This is a genomic window from Cohnella hongkongensis (assembly GCF_042654645.1).
Taxonomy (GTDB): domain Bacteria; phylum Bacillota; class Bacilli; order Paenibacillales; family Paenibacillaceae; genus Cohnella; species Cohnella hongkongensis.
Map to the genome: position 1 here is coordinate 97092 of NZ_JBHSEP010000002.1, position 25166 is coordinate 122257.

Annotated in this window: 19 protein-coding genes and 5 tRNA genes; 9 read left to right on the forward strand and 15 right to left on the reverse strand. The window is 57.7% G+C overall.

The features are described 5' to 3' along the window. The first annotated feature begins 68 nt into the window (after nucleotides 1-68). From ACFO3S_RS03780 to ACFO3S_RS03795, 4 genes are all read left to right on the forward strand, one after another. Complete coding sequence (locus tag ACFO3S_RS03780) at nucleotides 69-1703, forward strand: amidohydrolase (RefSeq protein ID WP_378092437.1); 1635 nt, start codon at nucleotides 69-71, stop codon at nucleotides 1701-1703. A 100-nt stretch (nucleotides 1704-1803) separates the two neighbouring features. Continuing rightward, nucleotides 1804-3012, forward strand: a complete 1209-nt coding sequence (locus ACFO3S_RS03785; protein ID WP_378092440.1) for an ROK family transcriptional regulator — start codon at nucleotides 1804-1806, stop codon at nucleotides 3010-3012. Between the two features lie 341 nt (nucleotides 3013-3353). Next, nucleotides 3354-4067: an Ltp family lipoprotein gene (locus ACFO3S_RS03790; protein WP_378092443.1), complete on the forward strand. Its 714-nt coding sequence runs from the start codon at nucleotides 3354-3356 to the stop codon at nucleotides 4065-4067. A 152-nt stretch (nucleotides 4068-4219) separates the two neighbouring features. Continuing rightward, nucleotides 4220-4579 (forward strand): YjgN family protein, encoded by a 360-nt coding sequence (locus tag ACFO3S_RS03795; RefSeq protein WP_378092445.1) that lies wholly within the window; start codon nucleotides 4220-4222, stop codon nucleotides 4577-4579. Here the strand turns inward: ACFO3S_RS03795 and ACFO3S_RS03800 are convergent. The 6 genes from ACFO3S_RS03800 to ACFO3S_RS03825 all read right to left on the reverse strand — a co-directional run bounded on the left by ACFO3S_RS03800 (nucleotide 4493) and on the right by ACFO3S_RS03825 (nucleotide 6661). After that, a complete protein-coding gene (locus ACFO3S_RS03800) occupies nucleotides 4493-4870 on the reverse strand; it encodes a hypothetical protein (protein ID WP_378093182.1) in 378 nt (125 codons plus the stop codon). The two genes, ACFO3S_RS03795 and ACFO3S_RS03800, sit on opposite strands and share 87 nt — an antisense overlap. A 270-nt stretch (nucleotides 4871-5140) precedes the next feature. Beyond that, nucleotides 5141-5226: transfer RNA gene (locus ACFO3S_RS03805), tRNA-Leu, on the reverse strand. Nucleotides 5227-5253: 27 nt separating this feature from the next. After that, nucleotides 5254-5329 (reverse strand) — tRNA-Lys (locus ACFO3S_RS03810). A gap of 3 nt (nucleotides 5330-5332) precedes the next feature. Then, nucleotides 5333-5407: transfer RNA gene (locus ACFO3S_RS03815), tRNA-Glu, on the reverse strand. Between the two features lie 1086 nt (nucleotides 5408-6493). After that, nucleotides 6494-6584, reverse strand: a tRNA-Ser gene (locus ACFO3S_RS03820). A gap of 1 nt (nucleotide 6585) precedes the next feature. Then, a tRNA-Asn gene (locus tag ACFO3S_RS03825) sits at nucleotides 6586-6661 on the reverse strand. Nucleotides 6662-6860: 199 nt separating this feature from the next. Between ACFO3S_RS03825 and ACFO3S_RS03830 the strand changes: the two genes are divergently transcribed. Then, on the forward strand, nucleotides 6861-7388 hold the full coding sequence (locus ACFO3S_RS03830; protein WP_378092447.1) for a TetR/AcrR family transcriptional regulator: 528 nt from the start codon (nucleotides 6861-6863) through the stop codon (nucleotides 7386-7388). 63 nt (nucleotides 7389-7451) lie between these two features. Next, nucleotides 7452-8858, forward strand: a complete 1407-nt coding sequence (locus ACFO3S_RS03835; RefSeq protein WP_378092450.1) for an MFS transporter — start codon at nucleotides 7452-7454, stop codon at nucleotides 8856-8858. Nucleotides 8859-8969: 111 nt separating this feature from the next. Here ACFO3S_RS03835 and ACFO3S_RS03840 read toward each other — a convergent pair whose 3' ends face one another. Next, complete coding sequence (locus ACFO3S_RS03840) at nucleotides 8970-9461, reverse strand: SprT family protein (RefSeq protein WP_378092453.1); 492 nt, start codon at nucleotides 9459-9461, stop codon at nucleotides 8970-8972. A gap of 122 nt (nucleotides 9462-9583) precedes the next feature. Here ACFO3S_RS03840 and ACFO3S_RS03845 point away from each other — a divergent pair, with 122 nt between their 5' ends. Both ACFO3S_RS03845 and cmpA read left to right on the forward strand, forming a co-directional pair. Next, nucleotides 9584-9940, forward strand: a complete 357-nt coding sequence (locus ACFO3S_RS03845) for a hydrolase/acyltransferase (RefSeq protein ID WP_378092455.1) — start codon at nucleotides 9584-9586, stop codon at nucleotides 9938-9940. Nucleotides 9941-10027: 87 nt separating this feature from the next. Next, a complete protein-coding gene (gene cmpA, locus ACFO3S_RS03850) occupies nucleotides 10028-10177 on the forward strand; it encodes a cortex morphogenetic protein CmpA (RefSeq protein WP_378092457.1) in 150 nt (49 codons plus the stop codon). Nucleotides 10178-10247: 70 nt separating this feature from the next. On the opposite strand, the gene ACFO3S_RS03855 is transcribed toward cmpA, so the two are convergent. The 6 genes from ACFO3S_RS03855 to ACFO3S_RS03880 form a co-directional block, all read right to left on the reverse strand. Beyond that, nucleotides 10248-10904, reverse strand: a complete 657-nt coding sequence (locus tag ACFO3S_RS03855) for a nitroreductase family protein (RefSeq protein WP_378092460.1) — start codon at nucleotides 10902-10904, stop codon at nucleotides 10248-10250. Between the two features lie 370 nt (nucleotides 10905-11274). Next, nucleotides 11275-13002 (reverse strand): ABC transporter substrate-binding protein, encoded by a 1728-nt coding sequence (locus tag ACFO3S_RS03860; RefSeq protein WP_378092462.1) that lies wholly within the window; start codon nucleotides 13000-13002, stop codon nucleotides 11275-11277. Nucleotides 13003-13106: 104 nt separating this feature from the next. After that, nucleotides 13107-14012, reverse strand: a complete 906-nt coding sequence (locus ACFO3S_RS03865) for a carbohydrate ABC transporter permease (RefSeq protein WP_378092464.1) — start codon at nucleotides 14010-14012, stop codon at nucleotides 13107-13109. 12 nt (nucleotides 14013-14024) lie between these two features. Continuing rightward, nucleotides 14025-14990, reverse strand: a complete 966-nt coding sequence (locus tag ACFO3S_RS03870) for an ABC transporter permease (protein WP_378092467.1) — start codon at nucleotides 14988-14990, stop codon at nucleotides 14025-14027. Between the two features lie 275 nt (nucleotides 14991-15265). Further along, nucleotides 15266-16813 carry a response regulator gene (locus ACFO3S_RS03875; RefSeq protein WP_378092470.1) on the reverse strand — a complete coding sequence of 516 codons (1548 nt, stop codon included), beginning with the start codon at nucleotides 16811-16813 and terminating at the stop codon, nucleotides 15266-15268. Then, nucleotides 16788-18590: a sensor histidine kinase gene (locus ACFO3S_RS03880; protein WP_378092472.1), complete on the reverse strand. Its 1803-nt coding sequence runs from the start codon at nucleotides 18588-18590 to the stop codon at nucleotides 16788-16790. The genes ACFO3S_RS03875 and ACFO3S_RS03880 overlap by 26 nt, the downstream gene beginning before the upstream one ends. Nucleotides 18591-18762: 172 nt before the next feature. Between ACFO3S_RS03880 and ACFO3S_RS03885 the strand changes: the two genes are divergently transcribed. Next, nucleotides 18763-21675: a glycoside hydrolase family 3 C-terminal domain-containing protein gene (locus ACFO3S_RS03885; protein WP_378092475.1), complete on the forward strand. Its 2913-nt coding sequence runs from the start codon at nucleotides 18763-18765 to the stop codon at nucleotides 21673-21675. Nucleotides 21676-22088: 413 nt separating this feature from the next. On the opposite strand, the gene ACFO3S_RS03890 is transcribed toward ACFO3S_RS03885, so the two are convergent. Together ACFO3S_RS03890 and ACFO3S_RS03895 are read right to left on the reverse strand one after the other, a co-directional pair. Further along, the gene (locus ACFO3S_RS03890) at nucleotides 22089-22550 is read right to left on the reverse strand and encodes an RrF2 family transcriptional regulator (RefSeq protein ID WP_378092477.1); all 462 of its coding nucleotides are present in this window, start codon (nucleotides 22548-22550) and stop codon (nucleotides 22089-22091) included. A 205-nt stretch (nucleotides 22551-22755) separates the two neighbouring features. Further along, nucleotides 22756-24936: a Tex family protein gene (locus ACFO3S_RS03895; RefSeq protein ID WP_378092479.1), complete on the reverse strand. Its 2181-nt coding sequence runs from the start codon at nucleotides 24934-24936 to the stop codon at nucleotides 22756-22758. Nucleotides 24937-25166 lie beyond the last annotated feature (230 nt).

Here is a 25166-nt window from a genome sequence, read left to right on the forward strand (position 1 = left end):
AGCAGTGTTTTCGGTTTAATTTATTCAAATCTTTTCTTAATTATTCGATTGAATTGGAGGAGACAGGTATGGTTATTGGCTTCACCGCAGGAAAGGCCGATCTCATGATATCCGGGAGGGCCGTCTTTACCGGCATAGGGAACAGTACCAAGCCCGGCGCGATCGCAATTGCGGGAAACCGGATCGTCGCGCTCGGCGATACGGAAGCGGAACTGGAGGGACTCATCGGTCCACGCACCAGAATACTCAGGTACGGGAACCATTTGATCATGGCGGGATTTCAGGATTTTCATCTTCACGTGCTGTTGGGAAGCCTGTTTCATGACAGCGTCAACCTTCTGAGCGCCGCATCCGAAGAAGAAGCCGCCCGAATGACGAAAGCTTTCGCAGACGCGAGGCCGGACGACCCCTGGATTTTCGGCTTTAGCTGGCATCATGCCTTTTGGGAAACCAAAACGCTTCCTCATCGGTCAACACTGGACCGTTACCTATCCGATCGCCCCGTCTTCTTGTTGAACGCGGAAGGCCATGGAGCCTGGTTGAACAGCAGAGCGCTGATGGAGCTCGGCATCACGAGCGATTCCCCCAATCCGCCATATGGACAAATTCATAAGGACGAATCGGGGGTTCCGACCGGATTTCTATATGAAACCGCGATGAGCCTCGCGCAAAGCGCCTTTTGCTTGCCTCATGCCCGCAAACACAAGCTGTTGCGGAGCTTCCTCGAGAAAGCGGCGAAACTGGGCATTACTTCCGTCAGCGACATGTTCCCCATGCCTGGCCTGCAGCTCGATAACTTGGATATCTATCGGGAATACGAGGCCAACGGCGAGTTGACCGCCCGAATTCATTTCCAGACCGCGCTGAACGGGGACCTGGCGTATCCTCGGAAGCTGCGGGAGACCTGCTCGTCCGATAAGTTAAGATTTTCGGGCTTGAAACAATATCTGGATGGCGTACCTACCCTATACACGGCTTTGCTGCTGGATCCGTATTCGGACCGGCCGGAAACGAAGGGAGACACGCTTATTCCACCGGATCTCGTGACGGAATGGATTTTGCAAGCCGACAAAGAAGGGTTCCGGGTGCGTCTGCATGCTTGCGGAGACGGAGCCGTCCGGTTGGGCCTGGATTGTTTCGAAGCAGCCCGGCTCCGCAACGGAGCAAGGGATTCCCGTCATACGATCGAGCATGTCGAGGTGATCTGCCGCAGCGACCTCCGCCGCTTCGCCGAACTCGGCGTTGTCGCTTCCATGCAGCCGGAGCACATCGCCGCAACGCAATCGTTCAAGGATAATCCTTACCTTGTCCGGTTAGGCAAGGAACGCGAGCCTTTGACATGGCCGATCCGAACCTTAATGAACAACCGCGCGCATTTGGCATTCGGCAGCGATTACCCGGTGGTGGAACTCGATCCGATGCTCGGAATCTATCGCGCAGCGACCAGGCTTCATAATGACGGCCAGCCCGAAGGCGGGTGGAACCCGAAGGAACGGCTTGGCGTCGCGGATGCGTTGCGGGCTTATACTTCAGGTTCGGCTTACGGCATGTTCACGGAGCGCGACACGGGCACGCTGGAAGTGGGCAAGCTGGCCGATATCATCGTATTGGATCGGAATATTATAGAGACGCCCGTGGAAGAAATCAGAGAAACCAAAGTTCTGATGACGATGATGGACGGCAAAATCGTTTACGAAGCGTAGCGTCTTTCCTAATCCGATCGCTTGTTCATGCTTAGACATTTCCTCTTGTTTACAATATAATTGAAATCTGTACGAATGCATGGAACAAGGAGCAAGATTTATGGGCATGAAACTTTCGGATCAAAAAGGGAGCAAGGCCGCCATTCTGCAAGTGCTGCGAATATACGGATCCATTTCGCGAATCGCGCTGACGCAGACCACGGGACTAAGCCGTGCAACCGTATCGATTTCCATCTCCGAATTGATTGATGCCGGCCTTGTCCGCGAAATCCCTAATCGTGAATTTACCGTAGGCCGGCCGGCGACGTCTTTGGAGCTTGTCTCTCATACACGCGCCATTTTGGGTGCCGACCTGCATCGAAACGCTTGGACGCTTGGCGCATTCGATCTGACGGGGAATACGCTGAAGACGGCTAATATTCCGGTCAGCGAATCGTCTCCGGAAGCCGCGGCCAAGCAACTGGCGCGAGAATTTCCCGATTTCGTGAATCGTCTCGACGTCGACCCGCTTCCGTTCCTCGGATTGGGCACCCCGGGGCTTGTCGACTCCGAACGCGGAACGATTCTAAGCGCCTCCGATTTGGGATGGAACAATGTCGATATCGGATCGATCATGAGCGGCGAGATCGGCTGGCCGACCGTCGTGCTTAATCGACACCGAGCACGGGGCTTATCGGAATGCCGATACGGCATGAAGGGAAACTATCAAAATATGGTGTATATCGGGATCGGCACGGGAATCGCCGCCGGCGTGTTCATGAACGGCCAGTTGTTCTCGGGATCCGTAGGCGGTGCCGGCGAAGTCGGTCATATGACCATGGAACCGGATGGACTGCCTTGTCCATGCGGCAATACGGGCTGCTTGCAGCTGTATTCCGCAGAGCCCGCCATTGAGCAGGAAGCGCGGAGATTGATCCGCATGGGGAACACCGATTCGATATTTTCCGATCCCGGATTCGATATCCAGCTTCTCAAAGCGCCGGACATTTGCAAGGCGGCGGAAGAGGGGGATGCCATCGCCGCGTCCGCCATCCGCAAGGCTGCGACCTATTTGGGAATCGGCATGGCGAACATCGTCAATCTCTATAACCCCGATGCCATCATACTCGGCGGGGCCGTCCCTTCGAGCAGCCGGCTCTTCGTCGAGACTGCCGCAAGGGTCATGCAGCAACGTGCCATCCGTCCGCTTTCGAATAAAACGGAGGTGCATGCTTCTTCTTATAATGAAAGGGGCGGCGCCCTAGGAGCCGCCAACTTCGCGCTGGATAAACTTATTTCCTATTCTCTCTTTACTGTCTCAAAACCTTGAAACGCAGTTTTAGTGAAGCTGCAACAGGCACATTAAGCTGTAACTGACAGGACTATTGCGCACGGTAAACAAGAGCATCTCCCAGAGCGATCAGATCGCTCCGGAGATGCTCTTTTCATCTTGACTGGATGATGGAATTTGTTACTTTAAGGCGGGGGTTGAGGTCTCGGTCAAGGATTAGAAACGGGTACGAGCAGAGATGCTGCAGAGCCAGGAGTTTGTGGAATTTCCCATCTGGATCTTCCACATATCGCCATCTGATGGCTTATGGTGTAAAATAGTGTCGACCGGATGACCTAGCCAATACCCCAGCCGACGGGGAATAAACAAAGGGAGTCATTATGAGCAAGATCAATAAGCCTGTATACAAACGTTGGTGGTTCTGGGTAGTCGCTGTTATCGCATTTTTCATCATTATTGGGATTTTGAATCCCGCAGAAAAACCGACCACCGCGCCCAAAGATACGTCTCCTGCTTCTTCTCCACCTTCTGGCACCCCCGCATCTGAATCTCCGAGCGCAGAAGCGACCACAAATGAAAAGCCAACTTCTTCGGAAGTGGCTAAAGAGTCGGCGACGCCGGCTGCTTCGGAGAAGAGTGTGCCAAGAGAATATACGGCGGCATCCAACAAGGCTAAAACCTATGCGGATTCTATGAACATGTCAAAAGCTGCTATTTATGACCAATTGACATCGGAATATGGGGAAAATTTCCCTGAAGAAGCCGCTCAATATGCTATTGATAACATCGAATTTGATTGGAATGAGAATGCATTAGAAAAGGCCAAAGCCTATGCGGAATCTATGAGCATGTCAAAAGCTGCTATTTACGATCAACTGGTTTCAGAACACGGGGAGAAGTTTACCAAAGAGGAAGCGCAATACGCTATTGATAACATTGAATTTGATTGGAATGAGAACGCGTTAAAAAAGGCTAAGTCCTACGCAGATTCTATGGACATGTCAAATTCAGCCATTTACGATCAGTTGATCTCAGAATACGGGGAAAAATTTACCAAAGAGGAAGCGCAGTACGCGATAGATCATTTAGAATGATAGTAGACAAAAAAAGCCCGGGAACTTAAGCCCCGGGCTTATCGCTTTACTTCCACATATCGCCAAACTAGGACTTTTCGTGTAAAATGATGTCGTCTGGAAGTCCTAGCAAATACCCTAGCCGATGGGGACTATTTCGAGGAGTTATTTTCATGAGTACAGCTTCTGTCAATGTAGCTGCAGGAACGAATGAACCAGTCCACAGAGTGGAAGTACAATCGTTTTTTGATGGAGGATTGTTGCAGTACATAGGATGGAAAATCCTTGGCATCCTTGTCACAGTTTGCACTCTTGGCATTTGCTATCCATGGAGTTTTACTATGATTTACCGTTGGAAGATCGAGCATACGGTTATCGAAGGCCGGAGGCTGAAGTTTGACGGAACTGCGATCGGCCTATTCGGGAACTGGATAAAATGGTGGCTGCTATGCATTGTTACAATCGGTATTTATTCTTTCTGGCTCTTCATCGCGTTGGAGAAATGGAAAGTGAAGCATACATCTTTCAGATAAGATTCGCCCCGCCCGGCCAACAGGCTGAGCGGGGATTTTTTCATTCCTTTCCTTTACGAGACCTTGTGTCCTCAGCCCGATCGTCGTAGAATGCCATCCCTCAAAGGTCATCTGCGGCGTATTAATCAGACCGCCTACATCGGCGCTGCCGAACTCCGTCACAAACCATTTCGGCGCATCGATCTGTTTCGATACATCCTTAACGGCCATTGTGAGCGCGGTGACGGCGCTCGTCAATTCCTTCACCTGATTCTCCAGTGCGGCAAATGCCTTTTGCTCTGCTGCTGTCATCGGTTCGTCCTCCTTCCGTTCCTTGCGCGTCATGGAATGAAACATATTCGTCTGCACGATCTACGCCACACGACGGCGACGCTGCCGCTCGAGAATGAAACAGACTTGAAGACTATTCAGACTCGTCTGCGCCACCCCAATATTCTACGACCGCCGATCTATATGCGCGAGCTAAAACACGAACGAACATTCCCCACCAATCGAATCCATCCCGCTTTAATGAAAACAAAAAAATCCCCCGCCACACAAGGGATTTCATCTTCTGAAGTATGGTGCGGTCGAGAGGACTCGAACCTCCACGGTATTGCTACCGCCAGCCCCTCAAGCTGGTGCGTCTGCCATTCCGCCACGACCGCATATGGTGAGGATGTCGTCCGAGAAACTGGTGAGCCATGTAGGACTCGAACCTACGACACCCTGATTAAAAGTCAGGTGCTCTACCAACTGAGCTAATGGCTCTCGTGGTGACCCCTAGGGGATTCGAACCCCTGTTACCTCCGTGAAAGGGAGGTGTCTTAACCACTTGACCAAGGGGCCATCTTCGGCCATTTTTCACCGTGTTTCCATGATACCCGTTTCAGACGACAAATATGATTATATCTGAACCGATGAATGATGGCAAGCACTTTTTACAGACATTCGCACATTTTTTATTCAACTTTTGGACCGCTTTTTTTCGCAACGCTGCTCATGTTTCATCCGCCACCTTAACGCAATGCCATCGTCTTATTCCACTCAAGTTCACCCTTCCGTGGCTGGATAAGGAAGCGGCATCGTCTTATTTGCTCTAGAACGGTTGACCAGGCACCATTTTCGGAAAAATAACGCGATGCCATCGTCTTATTCCACCCAAGTTCACCCTACCGTGACTGGATAAGGAAGCGGCATCGTCTTATTTGCTCTAGAACGGTTGACCAGGCACCATTTTCGGAAAAATAACGCGATGTCATCGTCTTATTCCACCCAAGTTCACCCTTCCGTGACTGGATAAGGAAGCGGCATCGTCTTATTTGCTCTAGAACGGTTGACCAGGCACCATTTTCGGAAAAATAACGCGATGCCACCGTCTTATTCCACCCAAGTTCACCCTTCCGTGACTGGATAAGGAAGCGGCATCGTCTTATTTGCTCTAGAACGGTTGACCAGGCACCATTTTCGGAAAAATAACGCGATGCCACCGTCTTATGTCCCGGCTTTATTCAGATTCGAGCGCAGATAGCGTTATGCCGGCGTCTTATCTGTTCGCGCAAACCGCCATCCCCCCGCTTTCCGCCGCAGTTCCGTCTATTTCGTGGCGACTGCTCGTTGCCGCACAGTTGTTCTATAGACCCATGACCCCTATCCATCTTTGCCCCATCGCCCAGACCGTACGGACACAGAATCCGTTATCTGCTCCGCTGATGGCCACTTCGCCCCCTACGAATGGAGATAACGGATCGACCGTCCGGATCGACCGTCCGGATCGACTGCCAAATCAGGGGGGTTCGACAAAATAGGGTCGTCTGTCTCCGTATGCACAAGGTCATGCGGATGACAGGGGCCGACCACCTGCCGAAATATTCAAAAAGAGCCTGCAAGCGCCAGCCTGCAGACTCTTCCCAAGTCGTCTTATGAATTCCATGGTGGCGGGGAGAGAGGGATTCGAACCCTCGCACGCATGACACGTCTACTCCCTTAGCAGAGGAGCCCCTTATAGCCACTTGGGTATCTCCCCATGGCTCCCCGAACAGGACTCGAACCTGTGACAACTCGGTTAACAGCCGAGTGCTCTACCAACTGAGCTATCAGGGAAAGTTCAAAAGCGACAATTAATAATTTATCATGACCCTGGCATTAAGTCAAGTTCTTCAGAGAATTTTTTTGTGCCTTCTGCAGACGCCTCGGGTTGTTGAGGACGGAGGGCTCCTTTCTTCGAAAAAAGTTGACTTCACGCCCTTTTTCATGATATTTATTGATTAATAAATACGAGCAAAAAGGAGACGATGATCCGTTGAGCCCACATGAGGAAGTCGCCGCCAGCCGTAAAGAGCAGATCCTGATCAGCGCAGCAGCCTTGTTCGCTTCCCAGGGCTATTACAAAACAACGACCGCGCATGTCGCGGAAGCGGTAGGCGTCACCCAGCCTTACGTATTTCATTTCTTCAAATCGAAAGAACAGCTCTACCTCGCCGTACTGGAGAAAGCGTTCGACCGGATGATGTCCCAGTTTTTCTCCGTTAGCGCCCCGGCCGACCGGCTCAGCGAGGAGATGGGCAAGCAATTCGATCTGCTGCTTCGAACGCACCGCAATGAAATGCTGCTTCTCATGCAAAGCTTCACAACGCCGGAGCCGGCCGTCCGACAGTTTACGAAGGAGAAGTATTCGCTGATCTACGATCGCCTGGTGGATCGCTTCACCGCAGTCCGCGCTGCCGATCCGCAGTGGCAGGCCAGTCAATTTATCGCCTGCGGGCTGATCGGAACGCTTGCCGAAGTGTTGGAGCTTCCGAAGCTCGCTCCGTGGTGCGACTCCGAATAATCGGGGTTTTTCTTTCGCCGTTCATTTATTTATCAATAAATAAAAAGGAGAGGATCCCATTTCATGTTTACCGCCTCTAGAGTCCGTTTGTTAATCGTCACCTGCATTGCTCTGTTCATGGCCATGCTCGACAATCTCGTTATCGGCGTCGCCTTGCCCTCCATTCAGCAGGACTTGAACGCCTCCCTGTCCGATCTCGAATGGTTCATGAACGCTTATACGCTGGCTTTTGCCGTGCTGCTTATTCCCTTCAGCGTGCTGGGCGAATCGATCGGTAGGAAAAAGGTGTTTCTGGCCGGTGTCGTCGTATTCTCGCTCGGGTCGCTGCTGTGCGGATTGAGCGAGTCGTCGCTTGCGCTTATTCTGTCCCGGGCGCTGCAGGGAATCGGCGGAGCCGCCATCGTCCCGCTGAGCTTGACGCTCGTCAACACCGCCTTCCCGCCCCGGTACAGGCCGGCGGCCATCGGGCTGTGGTCCGGCATATCCGGACTGGGCCTCAGCGTCGGACCGCTTGTCGGAGGCCTGATCATGGAGGGCGCTCCCTGGCAGACGATATTCTTCGTTAACGTTCCGATCGGCGTGCTCGCCTTCTTATTCGGCTTAAAATGGCTCAGCGAGTCAAAGGGCGTCCGCAAGCCGCTCGATCCAGCGGGCGTGCTGCTGCTCGTGGCCGGGCTGTTCGGCTTAATCTTCGGAATGGAACGGGGGAACTCCGAGGGCTGGGGATCGCCGGTCGTCCTCGGTTCTCTGGCGGTCGGCGCGCTGCTGCTCGTTCTGTTCTATTTCTGGGAGAGGACACGGCGTAATCCGTTCGTTCGCTTCGAGCTGTTCCGCAGCCGCGCCTACTTCTTCTATACGTTCGCAGGCTTCTGGATGAATGCGGGCGTGTTCGGGGCGATCTTCCTGCTTACCTTGTTCCTGCAGCAGGCACAGGGCTTTACGCCGCTTCAGGCGGGCGTTCGGGAGATGGCGTGGACGACGATGACGATGATCGCAGCGCCGCTGGCCGGCATCGCGATCGCCCGTCTCGGCAACCGTAACGTGCTTCTCGCAGGGCTGCTGCTCCAGACTGCCGCACTGGCCTGGTTCGCTCTGCTGATCCGGGCAAGGGGCTTCGAATTCCCGTTTCTCGAGATGCTGGGCCCGATGATGCTTGCCGGCACCGGGATGGGGCTTAGCTTTACGCCGCTGTCCCACGGCCTGATCTCTTCGGCGCCGGAGGATGCCGCAGGCGAAGCCAGCGGCGTCGGGAACGCCACCAGAGAGCTCGGAGGCGTATTCGGCATCGCGATCGGCGGGCTGATCTTCCGGGCCGGACCGGCTATCCGCACGCCGCAGGACTTCGCCGACCATATCGTGCCCAGCCTCGGCGCCGGCTCCCTCATGATGGCGCTCGCTCTGGCGGGCATCGCGCTGTTCGTGCGCGGCCAGACGAGGGTTAACGCCGCTCCCGGAGCCGCCCAAGCCTAAACGGCTTACGCCGTCCTTGGGGCCAGCGGGATAACGTTTATATCGGAGGGGATTCAAGGAAGGATAGCGAATTTGATCCTTTCTGAATCACGAACCGAAGCCTTCGGCCTGCTAGTCTGCCGAGCGCCGCTCGTCCGGCGCGGGAGCGGCCTCCAGCAGCTTGAGCTTCCCCTTGCACCTTCCGCAGACGTATTTCCGTGGGTCCGTGCGGCGCTTTCGGGGATAGCTCATGCCGCAGTCGCGGCACAGCAGCCAATATTTGACCGGAAGCTGACGCCTAGCCGCTCCGGGCAGAGGCCGGCAGTGCCGTGTGGCGCCCACCTTGGCCAGCAGCTCTTTGAAGTCCGCATCGCGATGCTGGAATCCTTTGCGCTGCAAATGCAAATGATAATGGCAAAGCTCGTGCTTAATAATCGCTTCCGTCTCCTCGACGCCGAACGCTTCAAGCTGATGCGGACTGATTTCGATATCGTGGCTTTTCGTAAAATAACGGCCGCCAGTGGCGCGCAGCCGCGAGTTAAAAGTTGCCTTATGCCGGAACGGCCGGTCGAAATAGGCCAGCGACACCCGTTCGACCCATCTCTGCAGCTCTTGATCGTTCATCCTGCGTTTATCCCTCCCCGGCCTGCCGTCGGACCTTCGCCGACAGGCTCGACCTACTTGAATTGTAGCCCTGAGTTGGGCTACACTGTCAAGTAGAAATGGCCGAGGGGAGACCGCGTTACATGCCTGATATGTCATACGTTCTGCTGCAGCACGAGCATGGCAGCCTCGATTTCGTCGAGATGCCGGCATCCCACGCTTATCAATTAAGCGCCTTGAATCTTCGTCTTCATAAAGAACTGAGCAAGCTGACGGCCGACAACGTGCCGAAGCTGCCGAAAGCGATCGCCGAATTCCGCTCCCTGGAGCTGCTGGACGAGAAGCGGGCGCCGATCGGCGGCCTGCATTACGTGAACGAATTGGAGCGGACGTTCGCCTCCATCCGCGAGGACTCCTATCCGCTGATCGCGCTTCTGACCGAGATTCGCGCTCTGCAAGCTCAATTGGAGCAGTGGTACGAGGAAGAAGAGTTGCTCTGACGCGTAAATCCGGTTCGGACCTGCACGGTCATCCGCCCAATCCCATATGCTAGGAATACAGCATGAGATGGGAGGAGGACGATTTCGATGCCTCAATGGCTTTGCAACCAGCTGATGTCCGCGTTTCACAAGAAAGACCGCAGGCAGATTCGCCTGCTGAACGACTGCTGGTTTTATTACCGGGGCAAACCCGACAAAACCAAGGAAGCGAAAGATTCCGCAGGCTCCACCCCTTGAACGCGCAGAAAAAAAGGATCCTCCGCAGCCGCTTTCCGGCCGCAACGGAGAGATCCTTTTTGGTTTTTCATTAGAAATCGAAAACGTTGTATCTGACGACTTCGTCCGCCGCAAGCCGAACGGACGGGTGGCCTTCCTGCGCGGCTTTGCCGATGGCGATCAGCATAATCGGCACGTAGCGTTCCCCGATTCCGAACGCTTCCACGAACTTCTCCGCATCGTACCCGCCCATAGGAACCGTGTCGTAGCCTCTCGCCTTGGCCGACAGCATCAGCTGCATGGACACAAGCCCGCCGTCGATGTAGACGATTTTGCGGGCGGTTTCCGGCGGCAGGCTGCTGTACACTCTCGTGGTTTTGGCGATAAACGCGTCCTTCGTCGCCTCCGGCATATATCCGGCTTCGTAGGCGCGATTGTAGATCGTATCGGCCAGCTTGTAGCTCTCCACGTCTCCGAGCACCGCGATGACGGCGGAAGCGTCCTTGACCTGCTGCTGGTTGTTCGCGATCGGCAGAAGCTTCTCCTTCAGCTCCTGCGAGTCGATGACGAGAAACCGCCAAGGCTGGAGATTGGAAGAGGACGGAGCCCGAAGCGCTTCTTCGAACAGCTCAGTCAGCTCTTCTCTGGAAATCTTGAACGACGGATCGTATTGCCGCACCGAACGACGACCCCGGACGACATCGGTATAGCTTGGCGAAGAGGTTTGCACCGCTTGCGTGGTTGACATGGCTATTCCTCCATTTCAAAAAACGATTAATTGTGCGAATAACAGCACAGTTATAAATTCAAAACGTTCTCCTATGTCATGCTGTAGCTTTTGAAAATAACTGCGCTCCTATTCGACTCGCCTTTGTTCGTCTTCCTAACTGTTTCATTTCATGCACAGTATATTCCTCTTTCTATTTGTTGTCAATATCCCTCGGCCTCGCCTTCCGGTCTTCCGTAGATCCGCATAGAAAAACGCCCCGCAGCCCGGTCGCGGCGACCGGTGCGAGGCGTGTAGACGCGAGATATCGCGCATTCGGATGCGCGGTTGATGCCGGCTGCAACCTTGCGAGGCGTATATACGCGAGAGTAAGGCGTATGGGGCAATCGGATCAGGAGCCCCACAAGGCCAGTCGTTCGTTGAGAAGCTCCTGGCGCAGCTGTTCGGCCTTCTCCACGCCTGCGGCTTCGATTTCCTTCATATATTTGTCCCATAGCGCGTCGAACTGATCCGGTTTGGCCAGAATCGCTTCGGGAATCCGTTTCCACGTAATGTTCTTGAGCTTTTCCTCCAGGACGACGAGATCGCTCTCGCTCGGAATCGGAATATTCCAGAGCGCGCCCCACGGCTTTATTTTGAACTCTTCCTCCTTCGGGAACAGGTCCTTCCAGATCGTGGCTCCGTAGGCGGCAAGAACTTCCTTCTCCACATCGCTGTAGTCGTTGATCAGCTGCTCCGGGAATCTTGTCGTATAGTAGTTCCCCGACGGATCTTGAACGCCGTCGCCGTAGTGGGCGCTGAGCAGAACATAGTTGCCGATTCCAGACTCTTTCTGGAAGTTGATCGCGTCGTTCACCTTGCGGTCGTTGACCTCGTCCGGAATGACGCGTTTGCCGTTCTCGACGTTGTAGTGCTTGCCTTCGATGCCCCAGTTTACGAGCACTTGGCCTTCGTCGGAGGCGAGGTAATCCAGAAACTTGATCGTACGAACCGGATCCGGGTTGTCGACCGAGATCGCGACGCCAGAGCCCCCCGTGAAGCCCGTCGGCCAGAACGCCGTATGCTTATACTCCTCCGTTAGCGTGACCGGATAATGGCCGTACGCCTGGTCGAACTTGCCTTCGGCCTTCAGCGCTTTTTGACCGTCGTCGAAGCTCCATTTCTGATCGATCAGGCCGAGCACGCGCCCTGTTGCGATCTTCGCCTTGTATTGGTCGTATTTCTGCACGAAAGACTCTCTGTCGAGCAGCCCTTCGGCATTCATATGGTTCAACCAGCGGAAGTACTCCTTCTCGACCGGCCGACGGAAATGGTACGTCACCTCGTGCGTATCGATATCCACGTAATATTCTCCATCGTCGGAGCCGCCGGTAACCGCGAACGCCGGGTTCGTGACGCCGATATACATCCGCCAGTCTTCGGCGATCAGCGACAGGCCAATATTCGGATTGCCATTCTCGTCCTTCGGGTATTTTTCCAGATAGGCTTTGATGGCGTTTTCAAAATCCTTAACCGTACGGATCTTCGGATACCCGAGCTCCTTGACGACGCGGTGCTGCAGCTGAAAACCTCCGCCGGCTTCAAAATATTGTTGATTGATGCCGTCATAAGACGGAATGACATAGATCGCCTGATCCGCTTCGCTGTATTTCAAGCGGTTCATCTGGCCTTCGAACAGCTTCTTAAGGTTCGGCGCATGCTGCTCGATCAGATCGGTCAGATCGAGGACGGCTCCCGCGTCGACGAATTTGCTGATGCTCGTCTTGGCGCTGATGAGATCGGGATAGTCGCCGCTGGAGGCGATGAGCGCGGACTTCTGCACGGCGTCGCCGACGGCGAACTCCGCATTCAGCGTAATTCCCGTCTTCTCCGTAAGCGCCTTGCCGATGTCGTCCTGCATGTTCGCCCAGTTCGGATTGACGTCCTCGCTATAGTAGGTTAGCGTAAGGGGCTCGAGCGCTTCCTGAGACGGCGAAGCGGTCGTCGTGCTCGAACTCGACGCGCTTGGGGACGCGCTTGGGCTGGACGAGCCGCTGTCGTTGTTGCCGCAGGCGGCCAGCAGGCCGGCAATCAGCGCGGCGCTAAGCGCCAGACTCGGCCATTTTCTCTTTGTTGCCATGTTATACCCTCCTCCATAATGTACGACTGATATATGCGTATAACGGGCAAGCCCGCTGATACCGGTTGCCATCCCGGCTTCGGGTAAGGAGTCGCCCCAGGCGATCAGCCTTTGACCGAGCCGAGCGTCAAGCCTTTGACGAAGTATCGCTGCAGGAACGGATAGACGAGCAGGATCGGCACCGAGACGAAGATCGTAATCGCCATCTTCACGGAGTCCGGGGAGACGGTCGTCATGTTTTGCTGTATCTGCTGCGACCGATAGTCTCCTGAATTGTTCGTCGTGCTCTGGAGCACTTTGACTAGCTCGTACTGCAGAGTCGTCAAGTGCTCGCTCGAGCCGTTGTACAGATAAGTGTCGAACCAGGCGTTCCATTGGGCAACCGCCAGGAACAGGCCGATCGTCGCCAGAGCCGGCTTCGTCATCGGAAGGATAATTCGCCAATAGATCGTAAAGTCGTTGGCGCCGTCCATTTTCGCCGATTCCTGCACCTCGTACGGAATGCCGTCCATAAAGGAGCGGACGACGAATACGTTAAACGCGCTGACGATGCCGGGGAGAACGTACACGGCGAACGTGTTCATCATGTTCAGATCCTTGATCAGGATGTAGAACGGGATCAGCCCGGCGGTGACGTACATCGTAACGGCCAGATAGGCGGACACGAATCTGCGACCCTGAAAATCCCGCCTCGCCAGCGTATACGCAATCATCGAGGCGCTGATCAGCCCCAGAACGGTGCCCACGACGGTGCGCAGCAGCGAATTGCGGAAGCCGGTCGACAGCGTGTCGTACGTGAAGATCGCTTTATAGTTTTCCAGCGTGAACGAGCGCGGGAAGATCGTAATCCCGCCGCGCACGCTGTCCGTGGAATCGTTCAGCGAGATGGCCAGCACGTTGAGGAAAGGATACAGCGTAACGATGGACGTGACGATCAGAATCGCGTAGATGAGAACGTCGACGGCCCGGTCGGACCAGGGGGCGCCTCTGCGAATAGTGCGAGCCGACATGCGGTACCCCTCCTAAAATACGCTTTCTTTCGTAAATCTCTTGAATAGCCCGTTCGCCGAGAACAGCAGAAAGACTGCGACGACCGAGTTAAACATATTGATCGCCGTCGCGAAAGAAATCCGGTTGATCTTGATGCCGTATTCCAATGCGTACAGATCGAGCACCTTCGAGTAATCGACGACGAGATTGTTCCCGAGCAGAAATTGCTTCTCGAACCCGATGTTGATCAAGTTGCCGATCGACAAAATCATCAGAATAATAATCGTCGGTCGGATGCCGGGCAGCGTAATATGCCACATCTGCCGCAGCCGGCTCGCGCCGTCGACCTTGGCCGCCTCATACAGCTCCGGCGCGATGCCGGCCATCGCCGCCAAGTAGATAATCGCGTTCCAGCCGGTCTCCTTCCAGACGTCGGACAGCGTGACGATGCCCCAGAAGTATTCTCCCTTCCCCAGCCACTGGACGGGCTCGCTCAGTACGCCGATCCCCATCAGGAAGTCGTTGACCGCGCCGTTGTCGGTGGACAGCATCTTCGAGACGATGCCGGCGACGACCGCCCAGGAGACGAAGTGGGGCAAATAAGAGATCGTCTGCGCCGTTCTCTTGAACGCCATATTCTTCACTTCGTTCAGAAGCAGCGCGAACAGAATCGGAATCGTGAATCCCGCAACCAGCGACATAAGGCTCATCGCAAGCGTATTGCGCATAACCAGGTAGAACGTCTCGTCCTGAAATAGCATCCGAAAATTGTCGAACCCGACCCAATCCCGCTCCCAGACCGAAAGCTTCGGATTGTACTTCTGGAACGCCATCAGCCATCCCCACAGAGGCAAGTACGTAAAGACGAACGCCCAGGCGACGAAGGGCAGCGACATCAAGTACAAGTACCGGTTCCGGAACGCGCGAAGGAGCGCTCCGCCCTTGCGGGGCTGCCCGAGCGCTCGGACGTCCGGACGATTTTCAGGCATCGCTTTCATGAGTTCCCCTCCCTGCTGTATAAATTCATCATAATGAAAACGCATTCTTCCTGATACAGGACGGATTCGTCGAATAATCATATGAAAATTAGAGGTCGGGAAAACGGCAAGCGGCCAAGCACAAACGGCATTCGCCGGCCTTAGCATCTGCGGGATCACGTTTATGTCGGAGGCGGTACGGATCAGGTTAGCGAATTTTATACTTTTGAATCATAAAGAGGCCGGCTCTCCGGTTCCGATAGCAACCGGCGAGTCGGCCTCGCCCCGATCGCCTCTCATTCCGCCGGACCGCAGCGGGAGTCGGAGGCGTTCTTGCGATAGGCGATAGGGGACATGCCTACGTATTTGCGAAATTTCGCATGAAAATAGTCGACGTTCGCATAGCCGACCTTCTCCGCGACCTGGTACACTTTCATGCCTTGGCGGAGCAGTTCCTTCGCTTTCTCGATTCTAACCTTGTCGAGATAAGTGTTGAACGGATCGCCCGTCACGTTCTTGAACAGCTTGCCGAGATACGAGCTGTTGTAGCCCAGCACCTCGGCCAGCGACTCCAGCTTCAGGTTCTCGGAGCTGTTGCGGCGAATCAGCTCGATCATTCGCTGCACCTGCTTGTCCGGACCGGCGCCCGCAACGCTTAGCTTCCCGGTCACCCGGGCGACGACGGAAACCAGCCGATCGATCAGCTGACCGTACCGATATTCCGCATAAAGCGATACCAGCTCGGAGTCGAACGATTGGACGAACTCGCGTAGCTCCGGACGGGACAGCGACAGCTTGGACAGAGCGGCCGACATCCGCGCGGCGAAGCCGGTCTTGATCTCCTGCTCGGGAGCGCCCGCGGCGAGCCAGATCGCGCCGAGCCGGCGCAGCGCGGCTTCGGCGACGTCGGCATTGGCGGCGTCGAGCGCAAGGAAGAGCTTCTCCTCCAGCTCGGTCGCGTCCGCTCCGTTCGCTTCGTCCTCTGCCGCGCCCCGCGGCAGCTCCGGGGCCGACGTGTACACCTCGCCTCCGGCGAACAGAAACCGGAGCTTCATCAGCTCGCGAGCCTTCTGGAACGACCGCTGCAGCTCTGTCGGATGCGCGACCGCCCCTCCCGATGCCGCGTCGAAGTCCGTTCCCGCCTCTTCGCATACGCCGGCGATCAGGCGATGGATTCGGCTCAGGGCGGACGGCCTGCCGGCCGAATCCTTGAGCAGAACGCCGATATACGGCTCCGCCGGGAATACCGTTCCCTCGCCCGCGCGGCCAAGCCGCTCGGCCAGCCGCCGCTTGGCCTGGGCGACGACCGCCGCGTCGAGCTCGTTGCGGCCGAGCAGCTTGATCAGCACGACTTCGTAGGAAGACCAGCTCAGACCGACAGCTTCGGGCGATACGCCGCTTTCCCCGGACAGCAGCTTCTCAATGGCGTCCTCCCGGCCCTCTGCCTTCGAAGTCTCCGTCCGATCCGCGTCCAGCGTCTCCCGGACGTGCTTTAAGTATTTGGCCAGCTCCTCTTCGTCGATCGGCTTAAGCAGATAGCCGTCCACCTTCAACTGCATCGCCGTGCGAGCGTATTCGAAGTCGGCATGGCCGCTGAGAATGAGGAAACGCGGGCAAGGCCGGAACCGCTCCTGCACGACGCGGAGCAGTTCCAGACCGTCCATGCCGGGCATGCGGATGTCCACGATCATCAGCCGCGGCTCCGCTTCGGGAAATCGGCGAAGCGCTTCCGCCGCGCCGGCAACCGCGTCCGCGACTAGGAAGCCGTGCGCCTCCCAATCGATAATCGTCCGAAGCCCTTCCCGAATCAACGGCTCGTCATCTACGATCATCACTCGATACATGCTCGGTTGCCCCTTTCATTGGAATGCTGAAGCTGACGCGCGTCCCCTTGTGCTCCTCGCTCTCGATCTCCAGACCGAATCCTTCCCCGTATGTCATGAGCAGCCTCTGCTGAATGTTGTGCAGCCCAATCCGATCCGTCTCCTGATTCGTGAGCGATCGAAGCACGGCCTCCCGCTTCTCGTCGGACATTCCGACGCCGTTGTCCTCCACGGTCACCCGCAGGTTGTCGCCTTCCCGGTACGCTCTGACGACGACCACGCCTCCCTCTACGTCTTTCTCCAGTCCGTGCACGACGGAATTTTCCACAAGCGGCTGAATCAGCAGAGGCAGCACGAGCGCCTTCTCCGCAGACGGATCGAGATAGAGCTCGTAGTCGAGCCGATCCTCGTGGCGGAATTTCTGAATTTCCAAATAACAGCGCAAAATGTCGAACTCCTCGGACAGAGGAATTTCCTTGCCCGTCAGCTCCAGGTTTTTCCGCATCAGTCTGCCGAGCATCTTCACCGTCTGGGAGATTTCCTTCTCTCCCTTCAGGTGCGCCTTCATCCGGATCGACTCCAGGGCGTTGTACAGAAAGTGCGGATTGATCTGGCTGGCCAGCATCTTCAGCTTGATCTCGTTCTGCTTGCGCTCCAGATTGCGGGTCAACTCGTGCGAGGATCGAACCTCGTCCATCAGCTCGCGGATGCTGCCGACCATTTGGTTGAACTGCCGCTTGATCTGGCCGATCTCGTCGCTGCCGTCCACAGTCAGCTCCGTGTTGAAGTTGCCCATCGAGACTTTGTTGATCTGCTTGCTGAACTTGAGCAGCCGGTTGGAGAGCACGGTGCAGATCGAATAGATCAGAATCAGCGCGACGACGAACACGACCACAATGATCTGGAACCCGATCGCGCTGATTCGGTTCGCCTCCTTCATAATGCTTTCCACGGGAAACACGGAGACGATCTGGAGCCCGGTATAGCTGTTGTCCGGCCGCAGCGTATCGACGATCACCTTGGCGCTCGTTCCGCCCGCAGCCAGCTCGTAATGGCCCGGCTCCAGCGCGGCGATCTGCTCGCCCCAATCCAGCTCGTGCAGCTGCCTTCCCTTCATGCCCGAGCGGTTGGAAGCGACGACGACTCCGCGTTCGTCGGCAATGGCCATCTCCGGCTCCTCCTGTCGCAGAATGCTGTCCAGCTCCTCCGTATTGACGTCGATCTGCAGCAGTCCGACCGTCTTTGTTTCCTGAAAGTAAACGCTTCGAACGAGGCTGAGCATGCTCGACGAGGAGCGGGAGTCGGTCGGAAAATAGTACCAGCCGATCCTTCCGGTCTGGCCGATCGCCGATTGATACCAGAACGAATGCCTCGTCTTGGCGTCGAGCGGCGTGAACTCCCAGTTATCGATCAGCGTCGGATTGTCCACATAGACTTTTACCCGGGTAATCTCCGAATTGAAATCGAGAAACAGCTTGAACTTCTGATAGCCCCAGTAGGCGTCCACCACCTGAAATACGTCTTTATAGCGCGTGGTCGCGACGTCCTCCAGATCGGAATCCAGCGAAAGCTGGCTGGAGAGCAGCATCGGCACGGACAGAACCTCCTGCACCCGGCTTTTCACGCGCTCCACCGTGCTTTCCGACTGTTCGGTCGCCCGCGTCAGGGCGGTCTGCCGGAACTCGTGCACGACGAAGAGGCCCACGATCATGAAGGGCAGAATGAAGAACAGCATATACGACCACACCATCTTGTTGCGCAGCTTCATGTCGTTAAAGCTTCTGGCGTACCGCCTCATCCCCGCTCCCCCTTTCATTACTAGTTATAGGCGAGCCTTCCTCTCAATGCAAGCGGTTTCCAGATGTTTATATGATTTTATGTCGAATGTTTCGGGTATTGCGGGTAGGTCCGGAATGCTAGAATGAACGAATGATAAAGGTAGGGGGACCTGCCCCCATGGAGGCGCTGCCATGTTCTCGCTAGACGTACCGTTCCGTCATCCCGATCTCCCGCTGGACGCCCGCGTCGAGGATCTCGTAAGCCGTCTGACGACGGAAGAGAAAATCGGCCTGATGTGCCAGTATCAGGACGCCGTTCCGCGTCTGGGCATTCCGCCGTACAAGCATGGCACGGAAGCTGCTCACGGAATCGCCTGGCTCGGAGAGGCGACCGTCTTCCCTCAGCCGTTCGGACTGGCCTGCACTTGGGACGAGGAGCTGATCCGCGAAGTCGGGCGCGTGATCGGCACCGAGGCTCGCGGCTTCTACGCGCGCAACCCCGCTCTGAACGGGCTGACGCTGTGGGCGCCGACGGTCGACCTGCTGCGCGACCCGCGCTGGGGCCGCACCGACGAGGGCTACGGCGAAGACCCGGTCCATGCCGGGAAAATGGCGGCGGCGCTCGTACGCGGCATACAGGGAGACCACCCTTTTTATTTGCGAGCCGTCGCCTCTCCGAAGCATTTTATCGGCAACAACAACGAGGCCGGACGGGGAGAGCGATCCGTCGACATCGATCCCCGCAATATGCGCGAGTCCTATCTGAAAGCGTTCGAAATCCCGTTCCGCGAAGGCGGAGCCCAGTCGATGATGACCTCCTACAACTCGATAAACGGTGTGCCGGCCAACCTGAATCCGGACATTAACGGCATCGTTCGGGAAGAATGGGGAATGGACGGCTTCGTCGTCAGCGACGCAGGGGACGTGCTCGGCACGGTCAACGATCACCGGTACATGCCCGACTACAAGCAGGCGGTCGCGGCGTCGATTCGCAGCGGCATCGACAGCATCACCGACGACAGCGAAGTCGTCCGGAAGGCGATTCGCGACGCGCTGAAGGATGGGCTGCTGCAGGAGAGCGATCTTGACGCCGCGCTTCGCCGCGTATTCCGGGTCAGAATGCGGCTCGGGGAGTTCGATCCCCCGGAGCGCAACCCTTACGCCTCGATCGGCGAATCGGCCATTCTCGCGCCGGAGCATCGCGCCGTGTCGCTGGAGGCCGCACGCAAAAACATCGTCCTGCTGAAAAACGAGGGCGCGCTTCCGCTTCGGACAGACTCGATCGGCCGCATAGCCGTCATCGGGCCGCTCGCCGACATCGTCTACCGCGACTGGTACAGCGGAACGCTGCCGTATGCGATCACGCCGCTGCAGGAGATCCGCGCCCGCTTGGGCGGCGGCGGAAGGGCAGAGCCGGTGGCGTTCGCCGAGGGGATTGACCGCGTGCGGCTGTCCGAAGGCGGCCGCTACGTGCGCATTCGCGAGGACGGCAGGCTGGCCGCCGACAGCCCGGCCGATCAGGCGGAGACGTTCGCCGCCACGGACTGGGGCTGGGGAGCCCATACGTTCGTCGCCGCCGGCACCGGGCGGTATCTGACGACCGACGACACTCATCTGACCGCCGATTCGAAGGAGATATTCGGCTGGTTCACGAAGGAGGCGTTCCTTATCGACCACCCTTCCGACGGGCGACGCTGGCGCCTGCGGACGTGGAACGGCGCTCCTGTCGGAGTCGGCAGCGGCGGCCTGTTGACCGTCGACCGCACCGAAGCGGAAGAGCGGTCGACGCTGGGCTCGCCGGAGGAGCACGGCTCGCCGAAGCCCGGACCGGCCGGCCGACAGCCGCTAAGGCCGGCGCTGTTCGATGCGGAGCTTGCGTCGGACGGACTGCAGGCAGCGAGGGCCGCCGCCCTCGGCTCGGAAGTCGCCGTCGTGTTCGTCGGCAACCACCCGCTCGTTAACGGCAAGGAAACGGTAGACCGGCCCGGACTGGAGCTGCCGGAGGCGCAGCGCAAGCTGATCCGCGCGACGGCCGAGGCCAATCCGAACACGATTGTCGTCCTCGTCGGAAGCTACCCGTTCGCCCTCGGCGAAATCGCCGGATTGGCGAAAGCCGTTCTGTATACCTCCCATGCCGGTCCGGAGCTGGGCCGCGCGATCGCCGACGTATTGTTCGGCGCCGTCTCTCCCGCCGGCCGGCTCAACATGACCTGGCACGGATCGGCCGAACAGCTCCCCGACATCATGGAGTACGATCTGATCCGCGGACGCCGCACCTACCGCTACTTCGAGGGCGAGCCTGAATTCCCGTTCGGGCACGGGCTGACGTATACGACGTTCCGTTATGCCGGGCTGCGTCTGGAGTCGGCAGTTTTGCGGGAAGGGGAATCGGTCGGCGTCGAAATCGAGGTGCGCAACGAAGGAACGAGCGACAGCGACGAGGTCGTCCAGCTCTACGGCTCGGCCCGTTCGTCTCGGGTCAAGCGGCCGATCCGCCAGCTGCTGGCGTTCAAGCGGGTGCGAATTCCGGCAGGGGAGACGGTAACCGTCGCCTTCCGCATCGAGGCGTCGGAGCTGGCGTTCTGGGACGTGACGAGGGAGCGCTGGTGCGTCGAGTCCGCGGCATGGACGCTGGCGGCCGGTCCCTCCTCGGCCGACCGCAGGCTGGAGACGACGCTCGAGGTCGTCGGAGAAGCCGTGCCTCCGCGAGACTTGACCCGGCGCACGCTTGCGGTCAACTTTGACGACTGCGCCGCCGCTGGCCTGGAAGAGTGCGCGGAGGGCGGAACCGCCGTGACCGCCCGAACCGGCGGCGCTCGGCTGCATTATGCGGACGCGGATTTTCCGCGCGGCGCAGCCGCCTTCGAGGCGCGCATCGCCGGCGGTCCGGAAGCCCGCATCGGGCTGCGGCTGGAAGCAGCGGACGGGACGGTCCTCTTCGAAGCGGACGTTACGGGTGTGCGCGAGACGGCGGAAGAGCCGGACCGACCGCGCTGGCGCACAGTATCGGTCGCCGTCCCGGCGCCCCCTGGACGCTTCGCCGTCACGATCGCGCTGAGCGAAGGAGCCGCCATCCGCTGGTTCCGTTTCGTCCCGTCGGCCTGATCGCGACTGAGGCCCGTTCGACGCGCCCCCGGAAACGCCGGATCAAGATTGTAAATGCCGGCCCTGCGCGCACGCAAGCATAAACGGCTTACGCCGTCCTTAGGATCGGCGGGATAACGTTTATGTCGGAGGTGATTCAGATAAGGATAACGAATTTTATACTTTCTGAATCACCAAGCCAAAACGCCTTCGGCGTCCTCCAGACGCAGCATCGCGTTTTTGTCGGAGGGGATTCAGATTAGGATAGCGAATTTGATCCTTTCTGAAGCACCAAGCATAACGGCTTACGCCGTCCTTGGGAACGGCGGGATAACGTTTATGTCGGAGACGATTTCAGATAGGGATTGCGAATTTGATCCTTTCTGAAGCCAAAAAAGGGGCATCCCCGCAGGGTGCCCCGACTTATTCCCGTTTTATCTGTCGCCCACACTTACGAAGCAGCCGGCCCGGCCGGCGATCTGTCCGATCGTATAGCCCTCCAGCACCTGCAATATGGCACGGTCCATCTCGCCCGTCACCTCGCGGAATACCGCGTTCATCTCCTGGCCGAAGGCATGATTGCCCGCGGTCTCCCGAATGCCCGAGCATAGAGGATCGGTAACCTGAAGAACCGAGAATACCTCGGCCAGCGTGATCGAATTCGGCTCTCTTCTCAGTCGATACCCGCCGTCCCGGCCTTCCCGGGTTTCCAGAATGCCGCCCTTCGCCAGAAGAGACAGAATGCGTCTTAACAACGTCGCCTCCGACTGCAGCATCTTGGCGAGCTCCGCGCTCGGACAGGTGCCGATGCCGTCTCGCGACAGAACGACAAGCGCCTGCAGCGCCAGCCCGAACCACTTGGGATGGTAGGATCCGACGCACTTCTCCGGATTCATGCAATCGCCTCCAATTGCTTGAATTGTACCGGAATGCTCGCTTCCGGGCAAGAGGCAAATTCAAGCCGTCCCCCTAAATCAAGCAAAAACGCCTTCGGCGTCCTCTAGACGCAGAATCGCGTTTTTGTCGGAGGTGATTCAGAGAAGGATAGCGAATTTTATCCTTTCTGAATCACGGAACCGGCCGTCCGGCCGGTCCTTTGGCTTAAGGCTGACGCATCGTCAAGCTGACGCGCCCCTTCTTCAGATCGACGCCGAGCACCCATACGGTGACCGTATCTCCGACGGCGACCGCTTCGGTCGGATGCTTGACGAATTTGTTGCTGATTTGGGAGATGTGCACAAGTCCGTCGTTCTTGATGCCGATGTCGACGAAAGCGCCGAAGTCGACGACGTTGCGCACCGTCCCCTTTAGCTCCATGCCCGGCTTCAGATCCTCGATATCGAGCACGTCCGTATGGAAGATCGGCGGCGGAAGCTCGTCCCGAGGATCTCTCCCCGGACGCTGCAGGCTGTCCACGATATCGCGCAGCGTCGGAATGCCGACGCCGAGCCGGGCGGCCGCGTCCTCCAGACGCAGATCCGCCAGCTTCGCCTTCAGCTTCTCCGTGCCGATATCCGTCCGCTCCAGGCCGAGATCGTCGAACAGCTTGCCGACGACGCCGTACGACTCGGGATGAATCGGCGTCCGGTCCAGCGGATTCGCTCCGTCCGAGATGCGCAGAAAACCCGCGCACTGCTCGAACGTTTTCGCGCCAAGCCGAGGCACCTTCTGAATCTGCGACCGGTCCGTAAACTTGCCCTTCTCCTCGCGCACCTTCACGATGTTGCGGGCCATCGTCGCGTTGATGCCCGATACGTAAGACAGCAGCGAGGGAGAGGCGGTGTTGACGTCCACGCCGACATGGTTCACCGCCGATTCGACGACTCCGGCCAGGCTCTCGTCCAGCCTCTTCTGCGTAACGTCGTGCTGGTACTGCCCGACGCCGATCGCTTTCGGCTCGATCTTGACCAGCTCAGCGAGCGGGTCCTGCAGCCGCCGGGCAATGGAGACGGCGCTGCGCTCCGACACGTCCAGATCCGGGAACTCCTCCGCAGCGAGCTTGGAAGCCGAATAGACGCTCGCCCCGGCCTCGTTCACGATCAAATACTGCAGCCCGCGCTCCGGCATCGCGCGAATGATCGCGGCGACGAACTGCTCCGTCTCGCGGGAGCCGGTGCCGTTGCCGATGACGATCAGCCCGATGCCGTATTGGTCGATCAGCCGGCGGAACACGGCCTCCGCTTCCGCTTTTTTGTTGTGCGGCGGCGTCGGATACGTCACCGCCACCTCCAGCAGCTTGCCCGTATCGTCGACGACGGCCAGCTTGCACCCGGTCCGATACGCCGGGTCGACGCCGAGCACGACTCTTCCTTTAACGGGAGGCTGCAGCAGCAGGTTGCGCAGATTTTCCGAGAAAATGCCGATGGCATGCTCCTCCGCCTTCTCCGTCAATTCGCCCCGCAGCTCCCGCTCGATCGAAGGCGCGATCAGCCGCTTGTAGGCGTCCTCCGCGGCTGCGGCCAGAACGTCTCCTGCCGCTGACGGGCCCCGAATCGTTCTGCGGTTGATCTCGCTGACGATCCGGTCGGCCGGCACGTCGATCGAGACGGACAGAAACTCTTCGCGCTCTCCCCGGTTTATGGCCAGCACGCGATGCGGAGGCAGTCGGCGGACCGGCTCGGTATATTGGTAATACATTTCGTAGACCGACTCCGCTTCCGGGTTCTTCGCCTTGCTGACGAGAACGCCCTGCTCCCAGGTGAATTTGCGCACCCAGCGCCGGATGCCGGCATCGTCGGCCAGCCCTTCCGCCACGATGTCCGATGCACCCTGAATCGCTTCCTCCGCAGTGCCTACGCCTTTGTCCGCATCTATGTACTTCGCCGCTTCGGCGAGCAGGTCGCCCTGCCTCGGCTGCGCGAGCAGCCACTGGGCGAGCGGCTCCAGGCCGCGCTCCTTGGCCACGCTCGCCCGCGTCTTGCGCTTCTGCCGATACGGACGGTAGAGATCCTCGACCTCCTGAAGCTTCGCCGCCTTCTCGATAGCCGCTTGCAGCTCCGAAGTCAGCTTGCCCTGCTCCTCGATCAGCCGGACGACCTCGCTCTTGCGGTCCTCCAGCCCTTTCAAATAGGTGCGCCGATCGTCGATCGCGCGCAGCTGCACCTCGTCGAGCTCGCCGGTCATTTCTTTGCGGTATCTGGCGATAAAAGGAATCGTATTCCCGTCGTCCAGCAAGGCGGCTACCGTCCTGACCTGGCCAAGCCCAAGTCCCAGCTCGCCGGCGATCTGCCGGATCATCCTCTCCTGCGCGTCTTGTACGGCGTTTTCATTCCCCACGCTCATGCTCGTGCCCCCCGTTACCTAATTGCATCCTTTTTATTATGTCGTTCCTCTCGCCAATAGGCAAGCACGACCAAAAGGGACGGTCTCGCAAGGTCAAGAAATGGGGGCGAGATCGTAAAAATCGCTTGATTGATCATGCAAAACGACCGGTCGGGATGCCTTATCGGCGCCTTATCCCTGACCGGCCGTTTTCGCTTGTTGACTCGCTTTCTCCCGCTATCGATCCGCCG

What these genes read in the sequence shown, in the direction of transcription:
- ACFO3S_RS03875 (WP_378092470.1), bottom strand. Translation starts at nt 16,813, where the DNA reads ATGTATCGAGTGATGATCGTAGATGACGAGCCGTTGATTCGGGAAGGG.
- ACFO3S_RS03800 (WP_378093182.1), bottom strand. Translation starts at nt 4,870, where the DNA reads ATGACAGCAGCAGAGCAAAAGGCATTTGCCGCACTGGAGAATCAGGTG.
- ACFO3S_RS03860 (WP_378092462.1), bottom strand. Translation starts at nt 13,002, where the DNA reads ATGGCAACAAAGAGAAAATGGCCGAGTCTGGCGCTTAGCGCCGCGCTG.
- ACFO3S_RS03880 (WP_378092472.1), bottom strand. Translation starts at nt 18,590, where the DNA reads ATGAGGCGGTACGCCAGAAGCTTTAACGACATGAAGCTGCGCAACAAG.
- ACFO3S_RS03855 (WP_378092460.1), bottom strand. Translation starts at nt 10,904, where the DNA reads ATGTCAACCACGCAAGCGGTGCAAACCTCTTCGCCAAGCTATACCGAT.
- ACFO3S_RS03870 (WP_378092467.1), bottom strand. Translation starts at nt 14,990, where the DNA reads ATGAAAGCGATGCCTGAAAATCGTCCGGACGTCCGAGCGCTCGGGCAG.
- ACFO3S_RS03780 (WP_378092437.1), top strand. Translation starts at nt 69, where the DNA reads ATGGTTATTGGCTTCACCGCAGGAAAGGCCGATCTCATGATATCCGGG.
- ACFO3S_RS03845 (WP_378092455.1), top strand. Translation starts at nt 9,584, where the DNA reads ATGCCTGATATGTCATACGTTCTGCTGCAGCACGAGCATGGCAGCCTC.
- ACFO3S_RS03895 (WP_378092479.1), bottom strand. Translation starts at nt 24,936, where the DNA reads ATGAGCGTGGGGAATGAAAACGCCGTACAAGACGCGCAGGAGAGGATG.
- ACFO3S_RS03785 (WP_378092440.1), top strand. Translation starts at nt 1,804, where the DNA reads ATGGGCATGAAACTTTCGGATCAAAAAGGGAGCAAGGCCGCCATTCTG.
- ACFO3S_RS03885 (WP_378092475.1), top strand. Translation starts at nt 18,763, where the DNA reads ATGTTCTCGCTAGACGTACCGTTCCGTCATCCCGATCTCCCGCTGGAC.
- ACFO3S_RS03835 (WP_378092450.1), top strand. Translation starts at nt 7,452, where the DNA reads ATGTTTACCGCCTCTAGAGTCCGTTTGTTAATCGTCACCTGCATTGCT.
- ACFO3S_RS03865 (WP_378092464.1), bottom strand. Translation starts at nt 14,012, where the DNA reads ATGTCGGCTCGCACTATTCGCAGAGGCGCCCCCTGGTCCGACCGGGCC.
- ACFO3S_RS03840 (WP_378092453.1), bottom strand. Translation starts at nt 9,461, where the DNA reads ATGAACGATCAAGAGCTGCAGAGATGGGTCGAACGGGTGTCGCTGGCC.
- cmpA (WP_378092457.1), top strand. Translation starts at nt 10,028, where the DNA reads ATGCCTCAATGGCTTTGCAACCAGCTGATGTCCGCGTTTCACAAGAAA.
- ACFO3S_RS03795 (WP_378092445.1), top strand. Translation starts at nt 4,220, where the DNA reads ATGAGTACAGCTTCTGTCAATGTAGCTGCAGGAACGAATGAACCAGTC.
- ACFO3S_RS03890 (WP_378092477.1), bottom strand. Translation starts at nt 22,550, where the DNA reads ATGAATCCGGAGAAGTGCGTCGGATCCTACCATCCCAAGTGGTTCGGG.
- ACFO3S_RS03790 (WP_378092443.1), top strand. Translation starts at nt 3,354, where the DNA reads ATGAGCAAGATCAATAAGCCTGTATACAAACGTTGGTGGTTCTGGGTA.